General features: G+C 72.5%; 16 protein-coding genes and 1 pseudogene. 9 read left to right on the top strand and 8 right to left on the bottom strand.

What is annotated here, in order from left to right; translation table 11 throughout:
- The first annotated feature begins 334 nt into the window (after positions 1-334).
- Positions 335-1366, top strand: coding sequence for an isopenicillin N synthase family dioxygenase (locus ACFY8O_RS24725; RefSeq protein WP_387905795.1), 1032 nt, complete (start codon positions 335-337; stop codon positions 1364-1366).
- 310 nt (positions 1367-1676) lie between these two features.
- On the opposite strand, the gene ACFY8O_RS24720 is transcribed toward ACFY8O_RS24725, so the two are convergent.
- Positions 1677-2846 carry an ABC transporter substrate-binding protein gene (locus ACFY8O_RS24720; RefSeq protein ID WP_145810438.1) on the bottom strand — a complete coding sequence of 390 codons (1170 nt, stop codon included), beginning with the start codon at positions 2844-2846 and terminating at the stop codon, positions 1677-1679.
- Between the two features lie 384 nt (positions 2847-3230).
- On the opposite strand from ACFY8O_RS24720, the gene ACFY8O_RS24715 reads away from it, so the two are divergent.
- Entirely contained in the window at positions 3231-4010 is a 780-nt protein-coding gene (locus ACFY8O_RS24715; protein WP_145810441.1) for an ABC transporter ATP-binding protein, read from the top strand.
- Complete coding sequence (locus ACFY8O_RS24710) at positions 4007-4951, top strand: ABC transporter permease (protein WP_387905793.1); 945 nt, start codon at positions 4007-4009, stop codon at positions 4949-4951. The genes ACFY8O_RS24715 and ACFY8O_RS24710 overlap by 4 nt, the downstream gene beginning before the upstream one ends.
- A gap of 10 nt (positions 4952-4961) precedes the next feature.
- On the opposite strand, the gene ACFY8O_RS24705 is transcribed toward ACFY8O_RS24710, so the two are convergent.
- Positions 4962-5342, bottom strand: coding sequence for a hypothetical protein (locus ACFY8O_RS24705; protein ID WP_387905791.1), 381 nt, complete (start codon positions 5340-5342; stop codon positions 4962-4964).
- Positions 5343-5570: 228 nt separating this feature from the next.
- Here ACFY8O_RS24705 and ACFY8O_RS24700 point away from each other — a divergent pair, with 228 nt between their 5' ends.
- The gene (locus tag ACFY8O_RS24700) at positions 5571-6230 is read left to right on the top strand and encodes a GntR family transcriptional regulator (RefSeq protein WP_145810446.1); all 660 of its coding nucleotides are present in this window, start codon (positions 5571-5573) and stop codon (positions 6228-6230) included.
- 15 nt (positions 6231-6245) lie between these two features.
- Here the strand turns inward: ACFY8O_RS24700 and ACFY8O_RS24695 are convergent.
- Positions 6246-6518 (bottom strand): annotated as a pseudogene (locus tag ACFY8O_RS24695) (DUF402 domain-containing protein); the annotation flags it as partial.
- 268 nt (positions 6519-6786) lie between these two features.
- On the opposite strand from ACFY8O_RS24695, the gene ACFY8O_RS24690 reads away from it, so the two are divergent.
- Both ACFY8O_RS24690 and ACFY8O_RS24685 read left to right on the top strand, forming a co-directional pair.
- Positions 6787-8583 (top strand): gamma-glutamyltransferase family protein, encoded by a 1797-nt coding sequence (locus ACFY8O_RS24690; RefSeq protein ID WP_387905788.1) that lies wholly within the window; start codon positions 6787-6789, stop codon positions 8581-8583.
- Positions 8584-8627: 44 nt separating this feature from the next.
- On the top strand, positions 8628-9470 hold the full coding sequence (locus tag ACFY8O_RS24685; RefSeq protein ID WP_387905786.1) for an inositol monophosphatase family protein: 843 nt from the start codon (positions 8628-8630) through the stop codon (positions 9468-9470).
- A gap of 59 nt (positions 9471-9529) precedes the next feature.
- Here the strand turns inward: ACFY8O_RS24685 and ACFY8O_RS24680 are convergent, their stop codons facing one another.
- Positions 9530-10402 (bottom strand): nucleotidyltransferase domain-containing protein, encoded by an 873-nt coding sequence (locus tag ACFY8O_RS24680; RefSeq protein WP_387905783.1) that lies wholly within the window; start codon positions 10400-10402, stop codon positions 9530-9532.
- Positions 10403-10487: 85 nt separating this feature from the next.
- Here ACFY8O_RS24680 and ACFY8O_RS24675 point away from each other — a divergent pair, with 85 nt between their 5' ends.
- A complete protein-coding gene (locus ACFY8O_RS24675) occupies positions 10488-11903 on the top strand; it encodes a phytoene desaturase family protein (RefSeq protein ID WP_387905782.1) in 1416 nt (471 codons plus the stop codon).
- Positions 11904-12345: 442 nt separating this feature from the next.
- Positions 12346-12714: a nuclear transport factor 2 family protein gene (locus ACFY8O_RS24670; RefSeq protein ID WP_387905779.1), complete on the top strand. Its 369-nt coding sequence runs from the start codon at positions 12346-12348 to the stop codon at positions 12712-12714.
- A gap of 9 nt (positions 12715-12723) precedes the next feature.
- Here the strand turns inward: ACFY8O_RS24670 and ACFY8O_RS24665 are convergent, their stop codons facing one another.
- From ACFY8O_RS24665 to ACFY8O_RS24650, 4 genes are all read right to left on the bottom strand, one after another.
- Positions 12724-13542, bottom strand: a complete 819-nt coding sequence (locus tag ACFY8O_RS24665; protein ID WP_387906108.1) for a helix-turn-helix domain-containing protein — start codon at positions 13540-13542, stop codon at positions 12724-12726.
- A gap of 318 nt (positions 13543-13860) precedes the next feature.
- Positions 13861-14199 carry a P-II family nitrogen regulator gene (locus ACFY8O_RS24660; RefSeq protein WP_145810457.1) on the bottom strand — a complete coding sequence of 113 codons (339 nt, stop codon included), beginning with the start codon at positions 14197-14199 and terminating at the stop codon, positions 13861-13863.
- A complete protein-coding gene (locus tag ACFY8O_RS24655) occupies positions 14196-15518 on the bottom strand; it encodes an ammonium transporter (protein ID WP_387905777.1) in 1323 nt (440 codons plus the stop codon). Before ACFY8O_RS24655 ends, ACFY8O_RS24660 begins: the two co-directional genes overlap by 4 nt.
- A gap of 198 nt (positions 15519-15716) precedes the next feature.
- The gene (locus tag ACFY8O_RS24650; RefSeq protein WP_387905776.1) at positions 15717-16943 is read right to left on the bottom strand and encodes a right-handed parallel beta-helix repeat-containing protein; all 1227 of its coding nucleotides are present in this window, start codon (positions 16941-16943) and stop codon (positions 15717-15719) included.
- Between the two features lie 466 nt (positions 16944-17409).
- On the opposite strand from ACFY8O_RS24650, the gene ACFY8O_RS24645 reads away from it, so the two are divergent.
- Positions 17410-18882 (top strand): AlkA N-terminal domain-containing protein, encoded by a 1473-nt coding sequence (locus tag ACFY8O_RS24645; RefSeq protein ID WP_387905773.1) that lies wholly within the window; start codon positions 17410-17412, stop codon positions 18880-18882.
- Position 18883 lies beyond the last annotated feature (1 nt).

Genomic DNA, 18883 nt, shown 5'->3' with positions numbered 1-18883 from the left:
GCCGTTGCAGCCATGACCGGTGTGGCCCCGACGGTAGACGTGCTTTGTTTCCGCCCCGTTGCGGGCCCCCGACGCGTCACCGCCGCCGGATCGGAACATGCGCGTAACGCACCGACACGCGTCCGCAACACGCTCCGGGCAGGCTCGGATCCATCGCGTACGACACAGGTCGTGCCAGCCGCGCCCCGGATTCCCGGCCCTCATGGCCTCCGGCGGGCGCAGCCGCGGTCCCGGACGGACCCGGGCAACCGGCCGTCCGGCTGCGGACGAGGAGCAGGGGCGGTGACTGCACCTCGCACCCACACCCGCGAGAAGCGCACAGGGAGACACCGCGATGGGACAGGACACCCAGCACACCGCTCCGACCGGACCCGCCACCGCCGCCATGGTCGAACTCGACCGGGAGTCGGCGATGGGCGGGCTCGGCGCGGAGACCGCCCGGCGCGAGATCCGCCGTATCGACCTCACCAGCTTCGAGGAGCGGCGCGCCGAGATCACCGACCAGCTCTGGGAAGCGGCGACCGACATCGGCTTCTTCCAGATCACCGGGCACGGCATCACCCCGCAGGAGACCGACGCCGCCTTCGAGGCCGCGGCGGCGTTCTTCGCCCTGCCCGCCGGGACCAAGCGGCGGTACGCGATGGCGCCGGGCACGAACGCGGGCTGGGAACACCGCAGCCAGGTGCGGCCGTCCGTCGGCATCCCCGACGAGAAGGAGTCCTACCAGCTCACCCGGCCGCGCATGGAAGGGCTGTGGCCCGCGGACGAGGAGGCGGCCGGCTTCCGCGACACCGTCCTCGCCTTCGAGTCGCACTGCCGGGAGGTGGCGATGAGGGTGCTGTCCTGCTTCGCCGACCGGCTCGGCATGGAGCGGGACTTCTTCGCCCGCGCCCACGACCCGCTCAGCGCCGGACACCAGTCGACGCTGCGCCTGCTGCACTACTTCGAGGCACCGAAGGCCCCCGACGGCTCCGGGGTGTGGTGGCGGGCCGGCGCCCACACCGACTTCGACTGCCTCACCCTCCTCTTCCAGCGGGAGGGACAGGGCGGCCTCCAGGTCTGCCCGGGCGCCGAGCGCGACGCTCAGGAGTGGACGCCCGTGCCCGCCACCGCCGACGCCATCACCTGCAACATCGGGGACATGCTGATGCGGTGGAGCGACGACCGGCTGCCGTCCAACTTCCACCGGGTCAAGGCGCCCGGCCCGGGCGACGACCACGGCGCACGCCAGTCCATCGCCTACTTCGCACAGGCGGACCGGGACGTGCTCATCGAGAGCCCGCAGGGGCTCTACCCGCCGATCACGGCGGGCGACTACATAAAGCAGCGCATCGCCGCGAACTTCGCCGGCGCGCCGCGAGACTGAACCCGGCCGTACACGGCCGACTGACACCCGGCCGTACACGGTCCACTGACACCCGGCCGTACACGGTCCACTGACACCCGGCCGTATACGGACCACTGACACCCGGCCGTATACGGCCCGGTGAGCGAAGGCCCCGTGGCACGTGGTTCCCGACGACCACCGCCGCGGGGCCTTTCCGCGTGCCCCCGGTCACGGAAGGCCGGTGCGTACGGTCGTCGGGAAGAGCCGCGCACGCCGGCGCCGGGGCCCGTGCCCGCGCGGTTCGCGCGGTACGGACCCCGGCGTGAGGGACCGGGGGTGCGGACCGGGGTCAGCCGATGCCGACGGAGTGATCGGTGTACACGTCGGTGAAGACGTCCCCGGGCTTCAGCCCCGCCGGCACGGCGGACCCCTTCTCCCGTATCACCGGCGCGAGTTCATCGACGAAGGAGTCCACCCGCTTCATGTCGTACGTCCCGAGAGAACCGTCCGCCTCCTCGGCGATCAGGCCCTCGTCCTTCAGGTACGCGGCGCTGTAGTCAGCTTCGCCCTGGCTGTAGGGGGAGTAGGAGCTGTCCTGCGAGACCACGTCGACGATCGTCCCGTTCGTGGCCTTCGGGGAGGCGATGTAGTCGGCACCCGCCTTCTGCACGATCGGGACCAGCTTCTTCAGACAGGGCGCCAGCTTCTCCATCCGGTCGGCGCGCACCGTGAGGTTGGACGCGTAGATGTCGTAGCCCGCGTCCTTCAGGAGCTGGAACCCCACCTTCTTGCCCCAGGCCGGGGTCTCCTTTTCGTACGTGTACGGCTCCGAGTTGGCGAAGCCCTGCTGGACGACCTCCGGGTCGCCGACGAAGCGGGCGGGGTTGCCGTCGTAGCCGGTGTCCAGCTGCTTCTTCTTCACCAGGCCCTTCGCGACCAGCCAGTCCGGGTAGAACTGGTCCTTGGAGACCAGCACCGTCGCCCCGGAGCCGGCCAGCGAGTCCAGGCTCAGCCCCGGATGGGCCTCGGGATTCCACATCAGCATCGCCGGGCTGTACTTGAGCAGCGGGGTGACACCCACGACGCGCTGGGTGCCCGAGGCCGCTATGAGCTGGTCGGAATGGACGAGGCCCAGGTCCACGGAGTCGTCGGCGTACATCTGTGAGGGCACGGACTGGAATCCGATGGCGGGGCCGCCCGCCTTGAGCGTCAGATCGACCCCCGTGTCCCTGCCGCCCGCCACCAGGGGGCCCGTCACGGACTTGTCGGAGCTGTCGACCCTGTAGCCGGGGCCCAGCATCTCGAAGAGCGCGCCCATGTCGGACTGGGGCTGCCACTGGAGCTGGACGACGACGGTGGAGGGGCAGACCCCGTCCAGCCGCTCGGCCGCCGCCGCGGGCGCGATGTCGACGGACGCCGTGGCCGCGCCGTCACCGCCCTGTCCGCAGGCCGTGGCGGCCAGGAGCGGGCCGAGAGCGAGGGTGAGTGCGCCGAAGCGGCGGAACGTCAAGGGCCTCATGCGGTTCTCCAGGGAAGGTCGCGCCGGAAGGGGCGGGGTGCGGATGCGCCGGGGTGCGAGGTCGCGGCCGGCGGGGGAGCGGCCGACTGCCTCGATGTGCCACTGTGGCGGAGCCCTGTTACGACGCCATTACATGCAACCAGTTGGATTCTGTTGTTCTGGATAGTTGATTGCATGTTGGGCCCCAAGGGGTGGTGCGGGTCGCCCGGTGGGCTCCTGGCGCACTTCGACTTGGTCTTATGGAGGCTCAAAGCAGCCCGCGTCACGAGAAGTTAACGCGGGTCTTCTTGTGTCGAGTTACATGTAGTTCCAGACTGGCAGGCATTCCGGCGCAGTGATTCCCCCGTGGCGCCGGGCCCCCGCCCCCAGCAGAACGGAGAGCCCGTGCACCTCGTCGACACCCTTCGGGACGTGGACGCCAGCCATCTGATGAAGGGGGTTCGGGTCTCGTTCGACCACGTCGGTGTCCGCTATCCCACCGGCACCCAGGCACTCGACGACGTCACCCTCGCGGTGCCGGACGGCCAGTTCACCGCCATCGTCGGACCGTCCGGCTGCGGAAAGTCCACCCTGCTGCGCCTCGCCGCCGGACTGGAGAAGCCCACCGCCGGCTCCGTCGCCGTGGACACCTCCTCCGTCGGATTCGTCTTCCAGGAGGCGACGCTCCTGCCCTGGCGCACGGTCAGGCGCAACATCGGCCTGCTCGCCCGGCTGGCGAAGGTCCCGAAGACGGAACGCGAGGCGCGCGTCGATGCCGTCATCGACGCCGTCGGCCTCGGTGACTTCGCCGGCCAGCTGCCCCGCGCGCTCTCCGGCGGCATGCGCATGCGTGTCTCGCTCGCCCGGGCCCTCGTGCTCCGCCCCGACGTGATGCTGCTCGACGAGCCCTTCGGCGCCCTCGACGAGCTCACCCGCCAGGACATGCAGGTCGAACTGCTGCGCCTGTACGAACAGAGCCGGTTCACCGCACTGTTCGTCACCCACTCCGTGGCCGAGGCCGTCCTGCTCGCACAGCGCGTCGTCGTCATGTCCCCGCGCCCCGGCAGGATCGCCGCGGTCGTCGACATCGACCTGCCCGCCGCCCGGGGCCCCGAACTCCGCTACGACCCGCGGTACGTCGAACACGTCGCAGCCGTCTCCGCACTGCTCCAGGAGGTCCGATGACCAGCTCAGCCGCCTCCACCGGCACCGCCCCCGCACCTTCCGCCGGACGGGCCGCCGAGGAGCCCACCGGGACACTCGCCGGGGCGTCCACAAGGAACCGCGCGAAGCCCGCCGAGTCCGCCCCGGACGCCGCCCCCGCCCCGTCCTCCCGGGCGCGCCGGGTCCTCGCCGCCGTCGCGGTGCCCGCACTGGCACTGGCCCTCGGTATCGGGGTCTGGTACGCCGTCAGCTACCTGCTCCTCGACCCCGCCCGGCGCTTCCTGCTTCCGCCTCCGCACCAGGTGGTCTCCCGGTCGCTCACCGACCCCGTCCACCTGGAACCCATGCTCCAGGCTCTCGGGGTGACGGCCAGGATCGCCGCCATCGGCTTCGTCCTCGCCGCACTGATCGGCATCGCCACCGGCTCACTCATGAACCAGGCCCGCTGGGTCGAACGCCTCGTCTATCCGTACGCCGTCATGCTGCAGGTCATCCCGGTCCTCGCGATCGTCCCGCTCATCGGCCTGTGGTTCGGCTTCGGCACCGGCTCCAGGGTCATCGTCTGCGTGATGATCGCGCTGTTCCCCGTCATCACCAACACCCACTTCGGCCTCCGCTCCGTCGACCGGGGCCTGCACGAGCTGTTCACCCTCGGCCGTGCCTCCAGGGTCCGCCGCCTCGTCAGCCTCGAACTTCCCGCCGCTCTGCCGTCGGTGTTCACCGGACTGCGCATCGCCTCCGGGCAGGTCGTCATCGGTGCCATCCTCGGCGACATGTTCTTCGCCAAGGGGGAGCCCGGCATCGGAACCCTGCTCGACACCTACCGGGCGACGCTGCGCTCGGAGGACCTCATCGCCGCGATCGCGCTCGCCTCGCTGTTCGGCATCGCGGTGTACACCGTCTTCACGGTCGTCTCGCAGGCTGTCGTGGGCCGCTGGCACAGCTCGGGCGACCGCCGCTGACACCGTGCTGTCAGCTGTCAGCTGTCAGCTTCAGCCCGCGGTCCGGCGACAACAGCCACCTCCACCGCGGACGTTCGGTGACGAGCACCGAGGCGGCCACCACGGACACCGGGACCGCCGCCGAGGCGGGCCAGGCCAGCCACGCGAAGACCACGGCCGCCGCGAGCTGGAGCAGGACCAGCAGCACCGTGACCGCTCCCGGCACCGCCACGATCACCTGCGCCTTGTCGCCAGGGGTCGAGAAGACCGTGGGCAGGCCGATCAGGAGCAGGACCGCCACGACGGCGAGCACCCAGGAGTACGCGGCCAGAGCCCAGGGGGCCGCCACCCAGGCGACGAGCTCGGCCAGGAAGCGCAGGACGGACGCGGCGCGGTCGGGCGGTCGTTCCATGAGTCCCCCGGGTCGCTGGTTCCGACGAGCGACAGCAACCTACAGCCCGGCGCGCGAACCCGCCGGGGCCACGCAACCCGTCAGTCGGCCGCGCGCACTATGCTCGGCCCGGAATGTGAGGGACGACCACCCCGCATGACCACCACCCCAGCACCCGCCGTCCCGGCGCCGGGACGCAGACCCGCACGCCCGGCGGCCGGCACGGCTCGCCCCGCGCCCAGGAGAACCATGACCCTCGACAGCGGCGAACTCCTGGCCGACGCGGTCTACCAGCGCCTGTTGGACCGGATCTTCAGCGGCGACCTCGTGCCTGGCGCCCCGCTCAGCGTCCCCGCCCTCGCCGCCGATATGGACGTCAGCCGCAGCCCCGTACGAGAGTCGGTGCAGCGCCTCATCTACGACGGCCTCGCCGTGCACATCCCGCACGCCGGAGCGAAGGTCGCCCAGCTCGACCAGGAGTCCGTCTTCGCCGTGCTCCAGGTCCGCGAAGTGCTGGACGGCCTGGCGGCGAGAGAGGCCACACTCCGCGCCCGTACGAGCGATGTCGCCGCCCTGGAAGCGCTCGTCGCACGGCAGGAGGCGCTGCTCGGCGAGGCCCCCGACCCGCAGCGCGAGGCCGCTCTCGACCTGGAGTTCCACACCGCGATCCGGGCGCTCGCGGCCAACACCGCCCTCACCGACGCCCTGCACCGCCTCGACGCCCAGGCCCACCTCTACCGCTCGGCCCTCTGGTCCTCGCAGCACAACAGGGAACTCGCCCTGCGGGAACACCGCACGATCCTGGCCGCCATCGACGCCGGGGACGCGCCCACCGCCCAGACGGCGGCCGCCGCCCATGTCGCCGCCCTCACCGTCCGGATGCGCCGCTGGACGGCCGACGAGAGCTGAGCCCACCCGGCCGGATCAGCGCACCAGCCCCACCAGGCCCTCGGTGCGGGCCAGCTGTTCCCGCTCGTCCAGCGCCGGCACGGCCGCCCGGGTCGCCGCCGGGTCGCGGTCGGCGAGGCCGCTCTCCTCGAACTCGTCCTCGTCCAGACGCGGTACGGACGAACGGTCCGCCGACACCCACAGGTCCAGCTCCAGGTCCTCGACCAGGAGCTGCGCGCCACGCAGCACGGCGGGCGGGGTGAGGTCGCCGTACCAGCCCTTCAGCTCCCCGTCGCCGGTGCGGACCTGCATGCTTCCGGCGTACCGCATCGAACCGCATGCGCCCAGACGCACAGCGATGACGACAGAAGCACACGACCGCGAAGACCTGACATCCTGGGACGAGACAGAAGCACGTAGCCGTCCGCCTCATCTGCAACTCCACCCGACCCGCAGGCATCGCCCGCCACCACAGCCCCGCCTGCACCGCATCCCGACACTCCGCGTAGCCGCTGACAGGAGGGTGGTCCAGGCGAAAACGACCTCCTAGCACCTACAACTAGCAAGGTGACGCGCGATGTTCACGACCCGCCCCACCCTCCAGGGCACCTTCGGCATGGTGTCCTCCACCCACTGGCTCGCCTCGCAGTCCGCGATGGCCGTCCTGGAGGACGGCGGCAACGCCTACGACGCGGCCGTCGCCGCCGGGTTCGTCCTGCACGTCGTCGAGCCGCACCTCAACGGCCCGGCCGGTGAGGTGCCGATGATCCTCGCGCCGAGGGAGGGCGAGGTGACGGTGCTCTGCGGCCAGGGCCCCGCCCCCGCCGGCGCGTCCGCCGCCCACTACCGCTCGCTCGGCCTGGACCTGGTGCCCGGCACCGGACCGCTCGCCGCCGCTGTGCCGGGGGCCTTCGACGCCTGGATGACCCTGCTGCGCGACCACGGGACCAAGACCCTCGCCGAAGTCCTGCGGTTCGCCGTCGGATACGCCGAGGACGGGCACGCACCCGTCGAGCGCGTCGGGCGGACCGTCGAGACCGTCCGCGAACTGTTCGAGACTGAGTGGCCGTCCTCCGCCGAGGTCTACCTTCCCGGCGGGAAGGCACCCCGGCCCGGCACGCTCTTCCGCAACCCCGCCCTCGCCGCCACCTGGCGCCGTCTCGTGGCCGAGGCCGAGGCGGCGGGCGGAGACGGCCGCGTCGCGCAGATCGACGCGGCCCGCGAGATCTGGCGCACCGGCTTCATAGCCGAGGCCCTGGTCCGACAGGCCGCCGTGCCCACCCTGGACACCAGCGGCACCCGTCACACCGGCACCCTCACGGCCGCCGACCTGGCCGGCTGGTCCGCCACGTACGAGGCGCCCGCCACCTACGCATGGCAGGGCTGGACGCTCGCCAAGGCGGCGGGCTGGAGTCAGGGCCCCGCCTTCCTCCAGCAGCTCGCCCTGCTCCCGGCCGAACTCCCGGCGTACGGTTCGGCCGACTACGTCCACCTGCTCATCGAGGGCTGCAAGCTGGCGATGGCCGACCGCGAGGCCTGGTACGGCGATGCCACCGGCGTACCGCTCGGCACGCTGCTCTCCGGCCCGTACAACGACGAACGCCGCACGCTGATCGGGGCCACCGCCTCCCTCGAACTGCGCCCGGGCAGCCCCGACGGCCGTGCTCCGGTCCTCGCCACGCACGCCCGGGCCGTGGCCTCAGGCCTCGACGCCTCGCGCCCCGCGGCGGCGGGAGCGGGCGAGCCGACCGTGGCCGAGGACGGCGCGACCCGCGGTGACACCTGCCACCTCGACATCGTCGACCGGTGGGGCAACATGATCGCCGCGACGCCCAGCGGCGGCTGGCTCCAGTCCAACCCGGTGGTGCCCGAACTGGGCTTCCCGCTCGGCACCCGGCTGCAGATGGCGTGGCTCGAGGAGGGCCTGCCGAACACGCTGACCCCAGGGCGCCGTCCGCGCACCACGCTCACCCCGTCCCTCGCCCTGCGCGACGGCGTCCCCGTCATGGCCTTCGGCACGCCGGGCGGCGACCAGCAGGATCAGTGGCAGCTGCACTTCTTCCTCGCCGTGGCGCTGCGGGCCCGGGTGCGCGGCGGTCTCGACCTCCAGGGCGCCGTCGACGCCCCGAACTGGCACAACGACAGCTTCCCCGGCTCCTTCTTCCCGCGCGGGATGCGGCCGGGCAGCGTCACCGTCGAGGAGGGCATGGACCCGGAGGTGGTCGCTGAGCTGCGCCGGCGCGGCCACGACGTCACGGTGGGCGATCCGTGGTCCGAGGGCCGGCTGTGCGCCGTCGCCCGGGACCCAGGGACCGGCATCCTGTCCGCCGCCGCCAATCCGCGTGGCATGCAGGGGTACGCGGTCGGCCGCTGACGCCTGCCCGGAGCGCCCGCGAGGGACCGTGCTTAGCTGGACTCATGATCGATGACTTCCTGTACGGGACCGCCGGGCAGCCGGCCGAGGTGGAGGCGGCGGTCCGAGCGGCTGCCGCCGCCGAGATCCTGCCGCGGTACCGGCAGCTGGCCGCGCACGAGATCGTCGAGAAGAGCGGTCCGCACGACCTCGTCACCGCCGCCGACCGGCTAGCCGAGGAGCACCTCGCCGAGTCCCTGACGCGGCTCCTGCCCGGTTCGGTGGTCGTCGGCGAGGAGGCGGTCCACGCCGACCCCGCGGTCCTCGACGCGCTCGGCGGTGACGCGCCGGTGTGGATCGTCGACCCGGTCGACGGCACCCGCCAGTTCGTCCACGGCGAACCCGGCTTCTGCACTCTGGTGGCGCTCGCGCTCCACGGCGAGGTGTACGCCTCGTGGACGTACGCACCGGTGCTCGACGAGCTGGCCGTCGCCGTCAAGGGCCGGGGGGCCACGCTCAACGGCACTGCCGTGCACAGTGGTTCACCCGCCCCCGGCGCCACGCTCAAGGTGGCCATGTCCCACCCCGACTACACCTCCGACGCCCAGAAGCGCGCCTTGCTGGGACTGAACACGGAGGGCATCGACGCCCGCTCCTGCGGATCGGCCGGGCTCGAGTACCTCGCCGTCGCCTGCGGCGCGCAGGACGCCGTGGCCTTCAACTGGGAGTTCCCCTGGGACCACGCCGCCGGTCTGCTCCTGGTCACCGAGGCGGGCGGGGCCCAGTCGACGCTCTCCGGGGTTCCGTTCCGCATCACCGGAGGGAACGACCTGCCCTTCACCGCGGCCAGGGACGCGGCGACGGCGGCGCGGATCCTCGACGCCCTGCGGACCGGCCGGCAGGGATAGGGCCTGGCCGGCGGGTCGCGTACACCCCGGCCGGGGACCCGATCGGAGGCGAGGGCTCGTCATTCCCCGGGGCCCGGCCCCCGGGCTCCCGCGTCCCCGGCCCGGTGAGGAGCTCCGCCACCGTCCAGCACCGCCGTCACCTCGCGGACGAGGCCGGCCGCCGCCTCCACCGCCTCGGCGTCCAGGCCGCGCAGGGCTGCCGACACCCGTTCCGTGAAGCCCGCCGGGGTGTCCGGCAGCGCGGTCGCGGCAGCGAGCGCGCCCTTCTCGTTGAGGCACCAGACGCGATGGTGGGCGTGCAGGGCCTGGACGAGGATCCCGAAGGCCTTCGACAGGCAGAGCGCGACATGGAGCGTGTCCCCGGCGGGCGCGGACTTGCGCGCGGAGGCCACGGAGAAGTCCGCCTCCCAGGCCGCGGCGGCCAGCGCGCGGCGCAGCGGCTCGGGATAGACCCGTGCAGCCTCCTGAAGGGCCGTCAGCTCACCGCCGGGGTCGGCCAGCACCGTGCCGAGGGCGACCTCTCCCACGTAGCAGGGGGACCAGAAACCCAGCGGATGACCCGGCTGCGTCCCCACCTCGAAGCGGCCCTCCCGGCAGGCCGACCACACCGACTCCACCCGGTCCAGATCGCGCAGGATCCAGTCGACGGCGACACCGTCCACCGTCAGCCACGCCCCGCCGTTCACCCAGGGTCCCCAGCCGCCGGGCCCCGCCACCTCCGCCGGGGCCCCCTGGACCTCGGAGGCCAGCGCGGTGAGTGCGGCCAGGTCCGGCTCGCCCCGGTAGTAGACGCCCAGATCCCAGTCGGAGTCGGGGCGATGGGTGCCGCGCGCCCGGCTGCCGCCGAGGGCCACGGCCTCGATGCCGGGCAGGCGCACGAGGCGGGCGGCCATGGCGGCGACGTCGGGGGAGGTCGCGCAGGTGTCGTTCATCGGGCGGGACGTTACCCGAGGGCCCGTCTCCGGTGCGCCGGAATATCCTGGAGCCCTGGCCGTCGGCTGACAAAGGAGCCCGCAGGTGCCATCGATGCTGGATGCCGTCGTCGTGGGGGCGGGGCCCAACGGGCTGACGGCCGCCGTCGAACTGGCCCGTCGCGGCTTCGCCGTGGAGGTCTTCGAGGCGGCGGGGACGGTGGGAGGCGGTGCCCGTACGGAAGAGCTGACGCTCCCCGGCTTCCGTCACGACCCCTGCTCCGCCGTGCACCCCCTGGGCACGGGCTCGCCCGCCTTCAACGCGATGCCCCTGGCCCGGCACGGCCTCGAGTGGCTCCACGCGCCGCTCTCGCTCGCCCACCCCTTCCCGGACGGCTCGGCCGCGGTGCTCACCCGTTCGGTGGGGGAGAGCGCCATGTCGCTGGGCCCCGGTGACGCAGGCGCCTACCGCAGGCTCGTCGCGCCCTACGTCGGCCACTGGGACACCCTCGCCGAGGACTTCCTGCGCACCCCGTGGGACGGCCTGCCCCGTGACCCGTACCGCTGGGCGCGCTTCGGGCTGGACGCCGTGCAGCCTGCCGCGCTGCTCTCCCGGCGGTTCCGCGGGGAGAAGGCGCGCGCCCTGATCGCGGGCCTCGCCGGGCACTCCATCGCGCCCGCCGGCGGCCTCGCGACCGCCGGGATCGCCCTGCTCTTCGCCCTCGCGGCGCACGAGAACGGCTGGCCGATGCCCCGGGGCGGCTCGCAGGCCGTCTCCGACGCGCTCGCCTCGTTCCTGCGGGAGCAAGGAGGCGTCATCCGCACGGGCATCGAGGTCAAGCGCCTGGACGAACTCCCGCCCGCCCGCGCCTACGTCTTCGACACCTCGCCGACCGCCCTCGCCCGGATCGCCGGCCTCGGCGGGGCGTACGACCACTACCGGTACGGCCCCTCCTGCTTCAAGATCGACTACGCCCTCTCGGGCCCCGTGCCCTGGACCTCCGAGGAGGCCCGGCGGGCCGGCACGGTCCATGTCGGCCCCACGGCCCGGGAGATCGACGCGTCCCTGCGCGCGGCGGTGGAGGGCCGCGACCCGAGCGTCCCTTTCCTGATCACCTCTCAGCCCACCCTCGTCGACCCGGCGCGCGCTCCCGAAGGCCGCCACGTCTTCTGGGTGTACGGGCATGTCCCGGCCGGGTGGGAGGGCGACGCGACCGACGTCATCGAGCGGCAACTGGAGCGGTTCGCCCCCGGATTCCGGGACCTGGTCCTGGCCCGCGCGGTGGCAGGGCCGCCCCGCCTCGCGGCGCGCAACGCCAACTACGTCGACGGAGACATCGCCACCGGGGCCTTCGCCGGGCTCCAGACGGTGATCCGCCCCAAGCTCGCCCGCGTGCCGTACGCCACCGCCCACCCCGCGGTCTTCCTCTGCTCGTCGGCCACCCCACCCGGCCCCGGGGTGCACGGCATGTCGGGGCACCACGCGGCGAAGGCGGTGTGGCGGCGGCTGAGGGCCGCCTGAGAGACGGGCACGGGGCCCACCCGCGGGCCGCTGCCTGAGAGACAGGAACGGGGCCCACCCGCCGGCCGCTGCCTGCGACGGGGTGACGGCGCTCCCTCAGCCCGGCAGCCGACGGGAGCGGACAGGGGACGGGCGGCTCAGCCCGTGGCCGCCGCCGCCCCGCGCCCGTCGAGCACCCGGGAGAACGTGCCGGTCACCCGTGCCAGGGCCTCGGCCGTGCCAGGACCTCGGCTGTGCCGGGGGGCGACGGCCAGGCGCCGTCCTCGCCGACGTACCGAGGCGGAAAGGGCGCCAGCGCCGGGGCCCGGGGATTACCTCAGCGGTAATCGACCCCCGCCGACGCCTGCGGCACGCTGTGGATACCCGGCAGGGCGGGGCGGCACGCGGAGACGAGCCGCCCCCCGCCGGGCCGGCCGCGCCGTACCGACGAGAGGACACCGCCGTGACCATGCACCAGGACGCCGTCGAGCGCTACTTCACCGCCTGGAACGCCACCGGCCCCGAGGACCTGGCCAAGGCGGTCGCCGCGGCGTTCGCCGAGGACGGCACCTACACCGACCCGCTGGGGGAGGCGAAGGGGCACGACGAGATCGCCGCGACCGTCGCCGCCGCCCACGAGCAGTTCCCCGGATTCGAGTTCCGGCTCACCGGTACGCCGGACGCGCACCACCATCTCGTGCGCTTCACCTGGGACCTGGTCTCCACCGCCGACGGGTCCGCTCCCGTGGCCGGCTTCGACGTGCTCACACTCGCCGACGACGGACGCATCACCGGTGTCGCGGGCTTCCTGGACCGTCTGCCGGGGGCGTGAGCGCGCGGTTCAGCCCGCCGCCCGCAGGACGGCGGCCGTCTCCGCGTCGGCGGGCAGGAACGTCTCCACCGCCAGCTCGGAGACGGTCACATCCATCGGGGTGTTGAACGTCGTCGCCGTCGAGATGAACGACAGCACGCGCCCGCCCGCCTCGATCCGCATCGGCAGCGCGTACGCGTGAGCGACCGGACCGTGCCCGTCCGCACCCTCGTCAGGACCGGTGTGCGAGCGGCCGGCCGGGGCAGGGTAGCCGGCGACCTCCTCGTACAGGCCGCGCAGCGCGTCCGAGGAGCGCAGCGCGGCCTGCCGCTGCATCCGTTCCAGCAGGTGCTCCCGCCACTCACCCAGGTTGTGGATCCGGGGGGCCAGGCCGTCCGGATGCAGCGTCAGGCGCATCGCGTTCATGGGTGGTTCGAGCAGGTGACCGGCCACGCCGTCGAGGAGGAGCCGCACGCTCCTGTTCGCGCTCACCACCTCGTACATCCCATCCATCACCAGGGCGGGGAACGGCTCGTAGGCGGCCAGCAACTGTTCCAGGCTGGTCCGCAGCGTGCTCATCGCCGGAGCGGTCAGCGATGTCTCCGGGTACGAGGGGGCGTAACCCGCCGCGACGAGCAGCGAGTTGCGGTCCCGGACGGGTACGTCGAGGTGCTCGGCGAGGTGCAGCACCATCGAGCGGCTGGGTGTCGAACGGCCGGTCTCGATGAAACTGATGTGGCGTGCGGAACTGTCCGCCTTCAGCGCCAGTTCGAGCTGGGAGACACCACGCAGCTTGCGCCAGCCCCGCAGCAGGTTCCCCACGTTCACGTCATCGACCGTCCTGGCCATGGCAGTCGTCATGGCCAGGACGGTATCCGAATCCGGAGGGAAACACCGCGCCCGCGTCTCCGGCCGGCTCGGGAACCGGACCGGCGGAGGACCCCGGTGCAGGACCCCGGCGGAGGACCCCGGTGGAGCGGCGCGCCGGGATCCCCGCGCAACGAGTCATGCCCCGCAGGACGGCGGCTGCTCGGCGTCCGGACGCCGCCCTCGGCCCTGGAAACCGCGCCACCTGGCGCCGTGCAGGGCGCGAGAACCGTTCGCCGCCCGCTCCGGGACGGCGTGCCCGCTGAGGTGCCCTCGCGGATGGCGGCGGACGGAGCAGCGCTACAGGGCTTCCGGCCCCCGCTCGCCCGTGCGGACCCGCACGGCCGTCTCGACGGGGACGGCCCACACCTTGCCGTCGCCGATCTTGCCGGTACGGGCCGCGCGGACCAAGGCGTCGATGACCGGCTCGGCGTCCGGGTCCTCGACCAGGACCTCTATGCGGATCTTGGGGACCAGGTCCACCCGGTACTCGGCGCCCCGGTAGACCTCGGTGTGACCGTGCTGGCGTCCGTAGCCGCTGGCCTCCGTGACGGTCATCCCGTTCACACCGAGCTCGCGCAGCGCGGTCTTCACCTCGTCGAGGCGGTGCGGCTTCACGACGGCGGTGACGAGCTTCATGGGGCGGTACTCCTGTCCTGGGAACGGGCTGCGAGGTGGCCGGGGTTCTGCGCTGCGGCATGACCGAGACCGCCGTGATCGTAGGCGCTCTCCGCGTGCACCGTCTGGTCCAGGCCCGTGAGCTCCTCCTCCTCGGACGCCCGCACACCCATCAGCCGGTCGATCGCCTTGCCGATCCCGTAGGTCACCAGGAAGGTGTACGCGGCCACGGCGATCACCGCGACGGCCTGACGCAGCAACTGGCCGGTGCCGCCGCCGGAGAGGAGGCCCTCCGCTCCGCCGGTCATCGTGGCCGTCGCGAACAGCCCGATGAGCAGGGTGCCGACGACGCCGCCCACGAGGTGCACGCCGACCACGTCCAGCGAATCGTCGTAGTCGAACCGGAACTTCCACGCGACGGCGTACGAGCAGACGACCCCCGCCGCGAGTCCGACCGCGGCGGCGCCGAGGACGCCGACGGTCCCGCAGGCCGGTGTGATCGCCACCAGGCCGGCGACCACGCCGGACGCCGCTCCGAAGGTGGTGGGATGGCCGTCGCGCTTCTGCTCGACGAAGAGCCAGCCGAGCAGGCCGGTGCATCCCGCCACGAGGGTGTTGAGGACGGAGGCGGCGGCCAGGCCGTTGGCGCCGAGGGCCGAGCCGCCGTTGAACCCGAGCCATCCGAACCAGAGCAGGCCCGCGCCCAGCATCACCATCGGCAGGTTGTGCGGTCGCATCGCGTCCTTCTTGAACCCGATGCGCGGCCCGATCACCAGGGCGAGGGCAAGGCCCGAAGCCCCGCAGGTGATCTCCACGACGAGGCCGCCCGCGAAGTCCAGGGCACCGAGCGAGTCCACGATCCATCCGCCGGGGCCCCATACCCAGTGGGCGACGGGAACGTATACGAGCAGGGTCCACACCGGTACGAAGACCAGCCACGCCGCGAACTTCATACGGTCCGCGACGGCTCCGCTGACCAGTGCCGCGGTCAGGATCGCGAAGGTGAGCTGGAACGTGGTGAACAGCAGCGTGGGGACGCTGCCCGTGAGGTCGTCGGGGCCGATGCCCACCAGGCCCGCGTCGTCGAGGCCGCCGATGAGACCGGCGAACGTGTCGTCGCCGAACGCCAGCGAGTATCCGGCGACCAGCCAGACGACCGTGACCAGCGCGATGGACACGAAGCTCATCATCAGCATGTTGAGGACGCTCTTCGTGCGGACCATGCCGCCGTAGAACAGGGCCAGTCCCGGCGTCATGAGCAGGACGAGCGCGGTCGCGGCGAGAAGCCAGGCGGTGTCGCCTGTGTCGGGGCCTGCCGAGGCCAGGATCACGGGGTTCAAGAGGGGGTCCTCCTCGGGGCGGCGTGGGTCCGGGCTCAGAGAGGGTGACCGGCCAGGGTTTCGTGGAGGACGCCGTCGCGTTTCCGGCGTGTTTCATTGCGTGAAGGTGACCGAAACCTCACGGGCAACGGAGTCAAGGCTTCCGCCGCTCCGCCCACCACAGGGGGACGGAGCGGCGGAGACCGGCCGAAGAGGCGGCTACGGCGTGACCTTGTTGCCGCCGAAGGTCACGACGAGGGAACCGTCCTCGGCGAAGGACCAGCCCATCGCCCCCGAGTACGCGGAGCAGGCCGAGCCGTTCGAGCCGGTCCAGAACTGGTTGGATCCGTCGGCGTCACCCACGGTCTTGTCGTTGGAGCCGTCGTCGCCGCGGCACGACACGTTGCCCCGGAACACCGAAGTGCCCTTGTCGAAGGAGAAGTTGCGCTCGGCGTTGTCGATGCTGACGTTGTCCGACACCGTCATCGAGCCGGGGTTGCTGTTGTAGGTGAATCCGTGGTGACCGTTGCCGTAGGCGATGTTGCGCCGGACGACGTGATCGACCTCGATGCCGTCCCCGCCCAGCTTGTAGCCGTTGCGGTCGCCGTCGGAGTTGACGGTTCCGTCGGAGAGCGTCCCGTTGTCGTACGCGAGGGAGTCCTCGATGGTCACCGGGCCGATGGGGCCGGTCTCCGACTTCGTGTACAGGTCCCAGCCGTCGTCGATGTTGTTGTGGGACACGGTGTAGCGGAAGACGTTTCCGGGACCCGAGGTGAGCTTCGACGCGAAGCCGTCCGCGTCCTCGCCGTCGGAGTCGGCGTTGTCGTGCGACTCGGAGCTCAGGACGAGGTTGTCCGACGGCCACCGGTCGTCGGGTGTGTCGGAGGCGATCCGCGAGATCTGCAGACCGGAGTCGTGGTTGAAGCGCGTCACCACGTGCTCCACGACGTTGTGGCTGCCGCCGATGAAGATCCCGTTGTCGCCGGCGTGCTCGACGACGATGCCGTCGACGTGCCAGTAGTCACCGTTGAGGGCGAGACCGCGGTGGGCCGGGTCCTCGGACATGGCCGAGAAGTTCAGGACCGGGGTCTCGCCCGGATACGCGGCGAGCGTCGTACGGGCGCTCGCCGAGCCGTTGTTGCCCGGCGGGATCGTGACCGTCCCGGAGTGCGCGTACGTCCCGCCGCGCAGGTAGATCGTCCCGCCGGAGGTGACGCGGCTGACGGCCGAGGCGAGCGTCGTGGGGTCGGACTCCGTGCCGGCCGCGTCGGCGGTGCCCCCCGGTGCCACGTACAGGGCGCCGGCGGCCACCGCCGCCGGGGTGCCGAGCGTGCTCGTGCGGGTGGGGGCGCTGTCGGGGGTGGCCTGCGCCACGGTCCCGGACAGGGCGACGAGTGATCCTGCCAGCAGGCTGACGCACGCGATGACGGCCTTCTTCTTCTGCATCGTTCGTCTCCAGGTCGGGGGTTTTCGTCCGGTCGGCGGGGGTGAACTCCGGCCCGTGGGGGGCCGGGCTCCGCCCGGACGGGGTCGGGCGGCGAATCCGGAAACTCCTCGGCACCACGGCTCGGCGCTGCACGGAGCGACGGGGCCGCGCGGGGGCGCGGGAACGCGCCTCCCGGTACGGCCGCAGCATCTGTCCGGGGTACTGAACAGCTGATGCGACCGAAACCGCACTTGCGGGGTAGCAAGCGCTTTCTGGGACCGTAGGCTTGTGTCGTGAGCGCGTCAATAGATGTGTACGTGATTACTGTTCACTGACCTGAACGAGTGAGGGTGCTCCTGGCTGGAGAAAAACGGCCCGCGGGCCGGGCGCCCCTGTCGGATCCTCGCGAGTCCGAGACGGGTCCGCGGGAGGCCGATGTCGGATTTCCGCCAGCCTCCCGGTCGGTCCGTGCCCGATGCTTGGACCATGCACACCGACACCGAGCGCTGCGTGAGGGCCGTACGGTCGAAGGACGCCCGCTTCGACGGATGGTTCTTCACCGCGGTCCTGACGACCCGGATCTACTGCCGCCCCAGTTGCCCGGTCGTGCCGCCGAAGGTCCGGAACATGACCTTCTACCCCAGTGCCGCAGCCTGTCAGCAAGCAGGGTTCAGGGCGTGCAAGCGATGCCGTCCCGACACCAGCCCCGGATCCCCGGAGTGGAATGTCCGGGCCGACTCGGTCGCCCGGGCGATGCGCCTGATCCAGGACGGCGTCGTCGACCGGGAAGGCGTGCCGGGGCTCGCCGCCCGGCTCGGATACTCCGCCCGTCAGGTCGAGCGACAGCTCCTCGCGGAACTCGGCGCGGGCCCGCTGGCCCTGGCGCGGTCCCAGCGCGCGCAGACCGCCCGCGTGCTCATCGAGACGACCGCGCTCCCCATGGCCGAGGTGGCGTTCGCGGCAGGCTTCTCGTCCATCCGCACCTTCAACGACACCGTGCGCGAGGTGTTCGCCCTCGCCCCGAACGAACTGCGCACCCGCGCGGCACGCGGGAACAGCACACCGGGCACCCCGGGCGTCATCGCTCTCCGGCTGCCCTACCGGGCGCCGCTCACCCCGGGCAACCTCTTCGGGCACCTCGCCGCGACCGCCGTCCCCGGCGTCGAGGAATGGCGTGACGGCGCCTACCGGCGCACGCTCACCCTTCCGCACGGGCACGGCATCGTGGCGCTCTCGCCCCGGTCCGGCCACATCGACTGCCGGCTCTCGCTCACCGACCCACGCGACCTCACTCAGGCCATCAGCCGCTGCCGCAGACTTCTGGACCTGGACGCCGACCCGGTCGCCGTGGACGACCAACTGCGCGCGGACCCCCTGCTCGCCCCACTGGTCGATGCCGCCCCGGGCCGCCGCGTGCCTCGTACGGTCGACGCGGCGGAGTTCGCCGTACGCGCGGTGCTCGGCCAGCAGGTCTCCACGGCGGCGGCCCGTACCCACGCCGCCCGGCTGGTGCGCGCGCACGGGGTGCCGGTGGAGGACCCCGAGGGTGGCCTGACCCATCTCTTCCCGGCCCCCGAGGAGCTGGCCGGACTCGACCCCGAGGCGCTGGCCCTGCCCCGCAGCAGGCGCGTCACACTCACCACCCTCGTGAACGCCCTCGCGGACGGTTCCCTGCACCTGGGGGAGGGGACCGACTGGGACCGGGCCCGCGCCGACCTGAGAGCCCTGCCCGGCTTCGGCCCCTGGACCGTCGAGGTGATCGCCATGCGCGCCCTCGGGGACCCGGACGCCTTCCTTCCCACCGACCTCGGGATCCGCAAGGCGGCCGAACAGATCGGTCTCCCCGCGACCCCGGCGGCCCTGACCGCACGCGCGGCCCGGTGGCGCCCCTGGCGCGCATACGCCGTGCAGTATCTGTGGACCGTCGACGACCACCCCATCAACCATCTCCCCGCCTGAA

It is taken from the genome of Streptomyces argenteolus, from assembly GCF_042902585.1.
Taxonomy (GTDB): domain Bacteria; phylum Actinomycetota; class Actinomycetes; order Streptomycetales; family Streptomycetaceae; genus Streptomyces; species Streptomyces argenteolus.
This window is presented reverse-complemented; position numbering and strand designations above follow the sequence as displayed.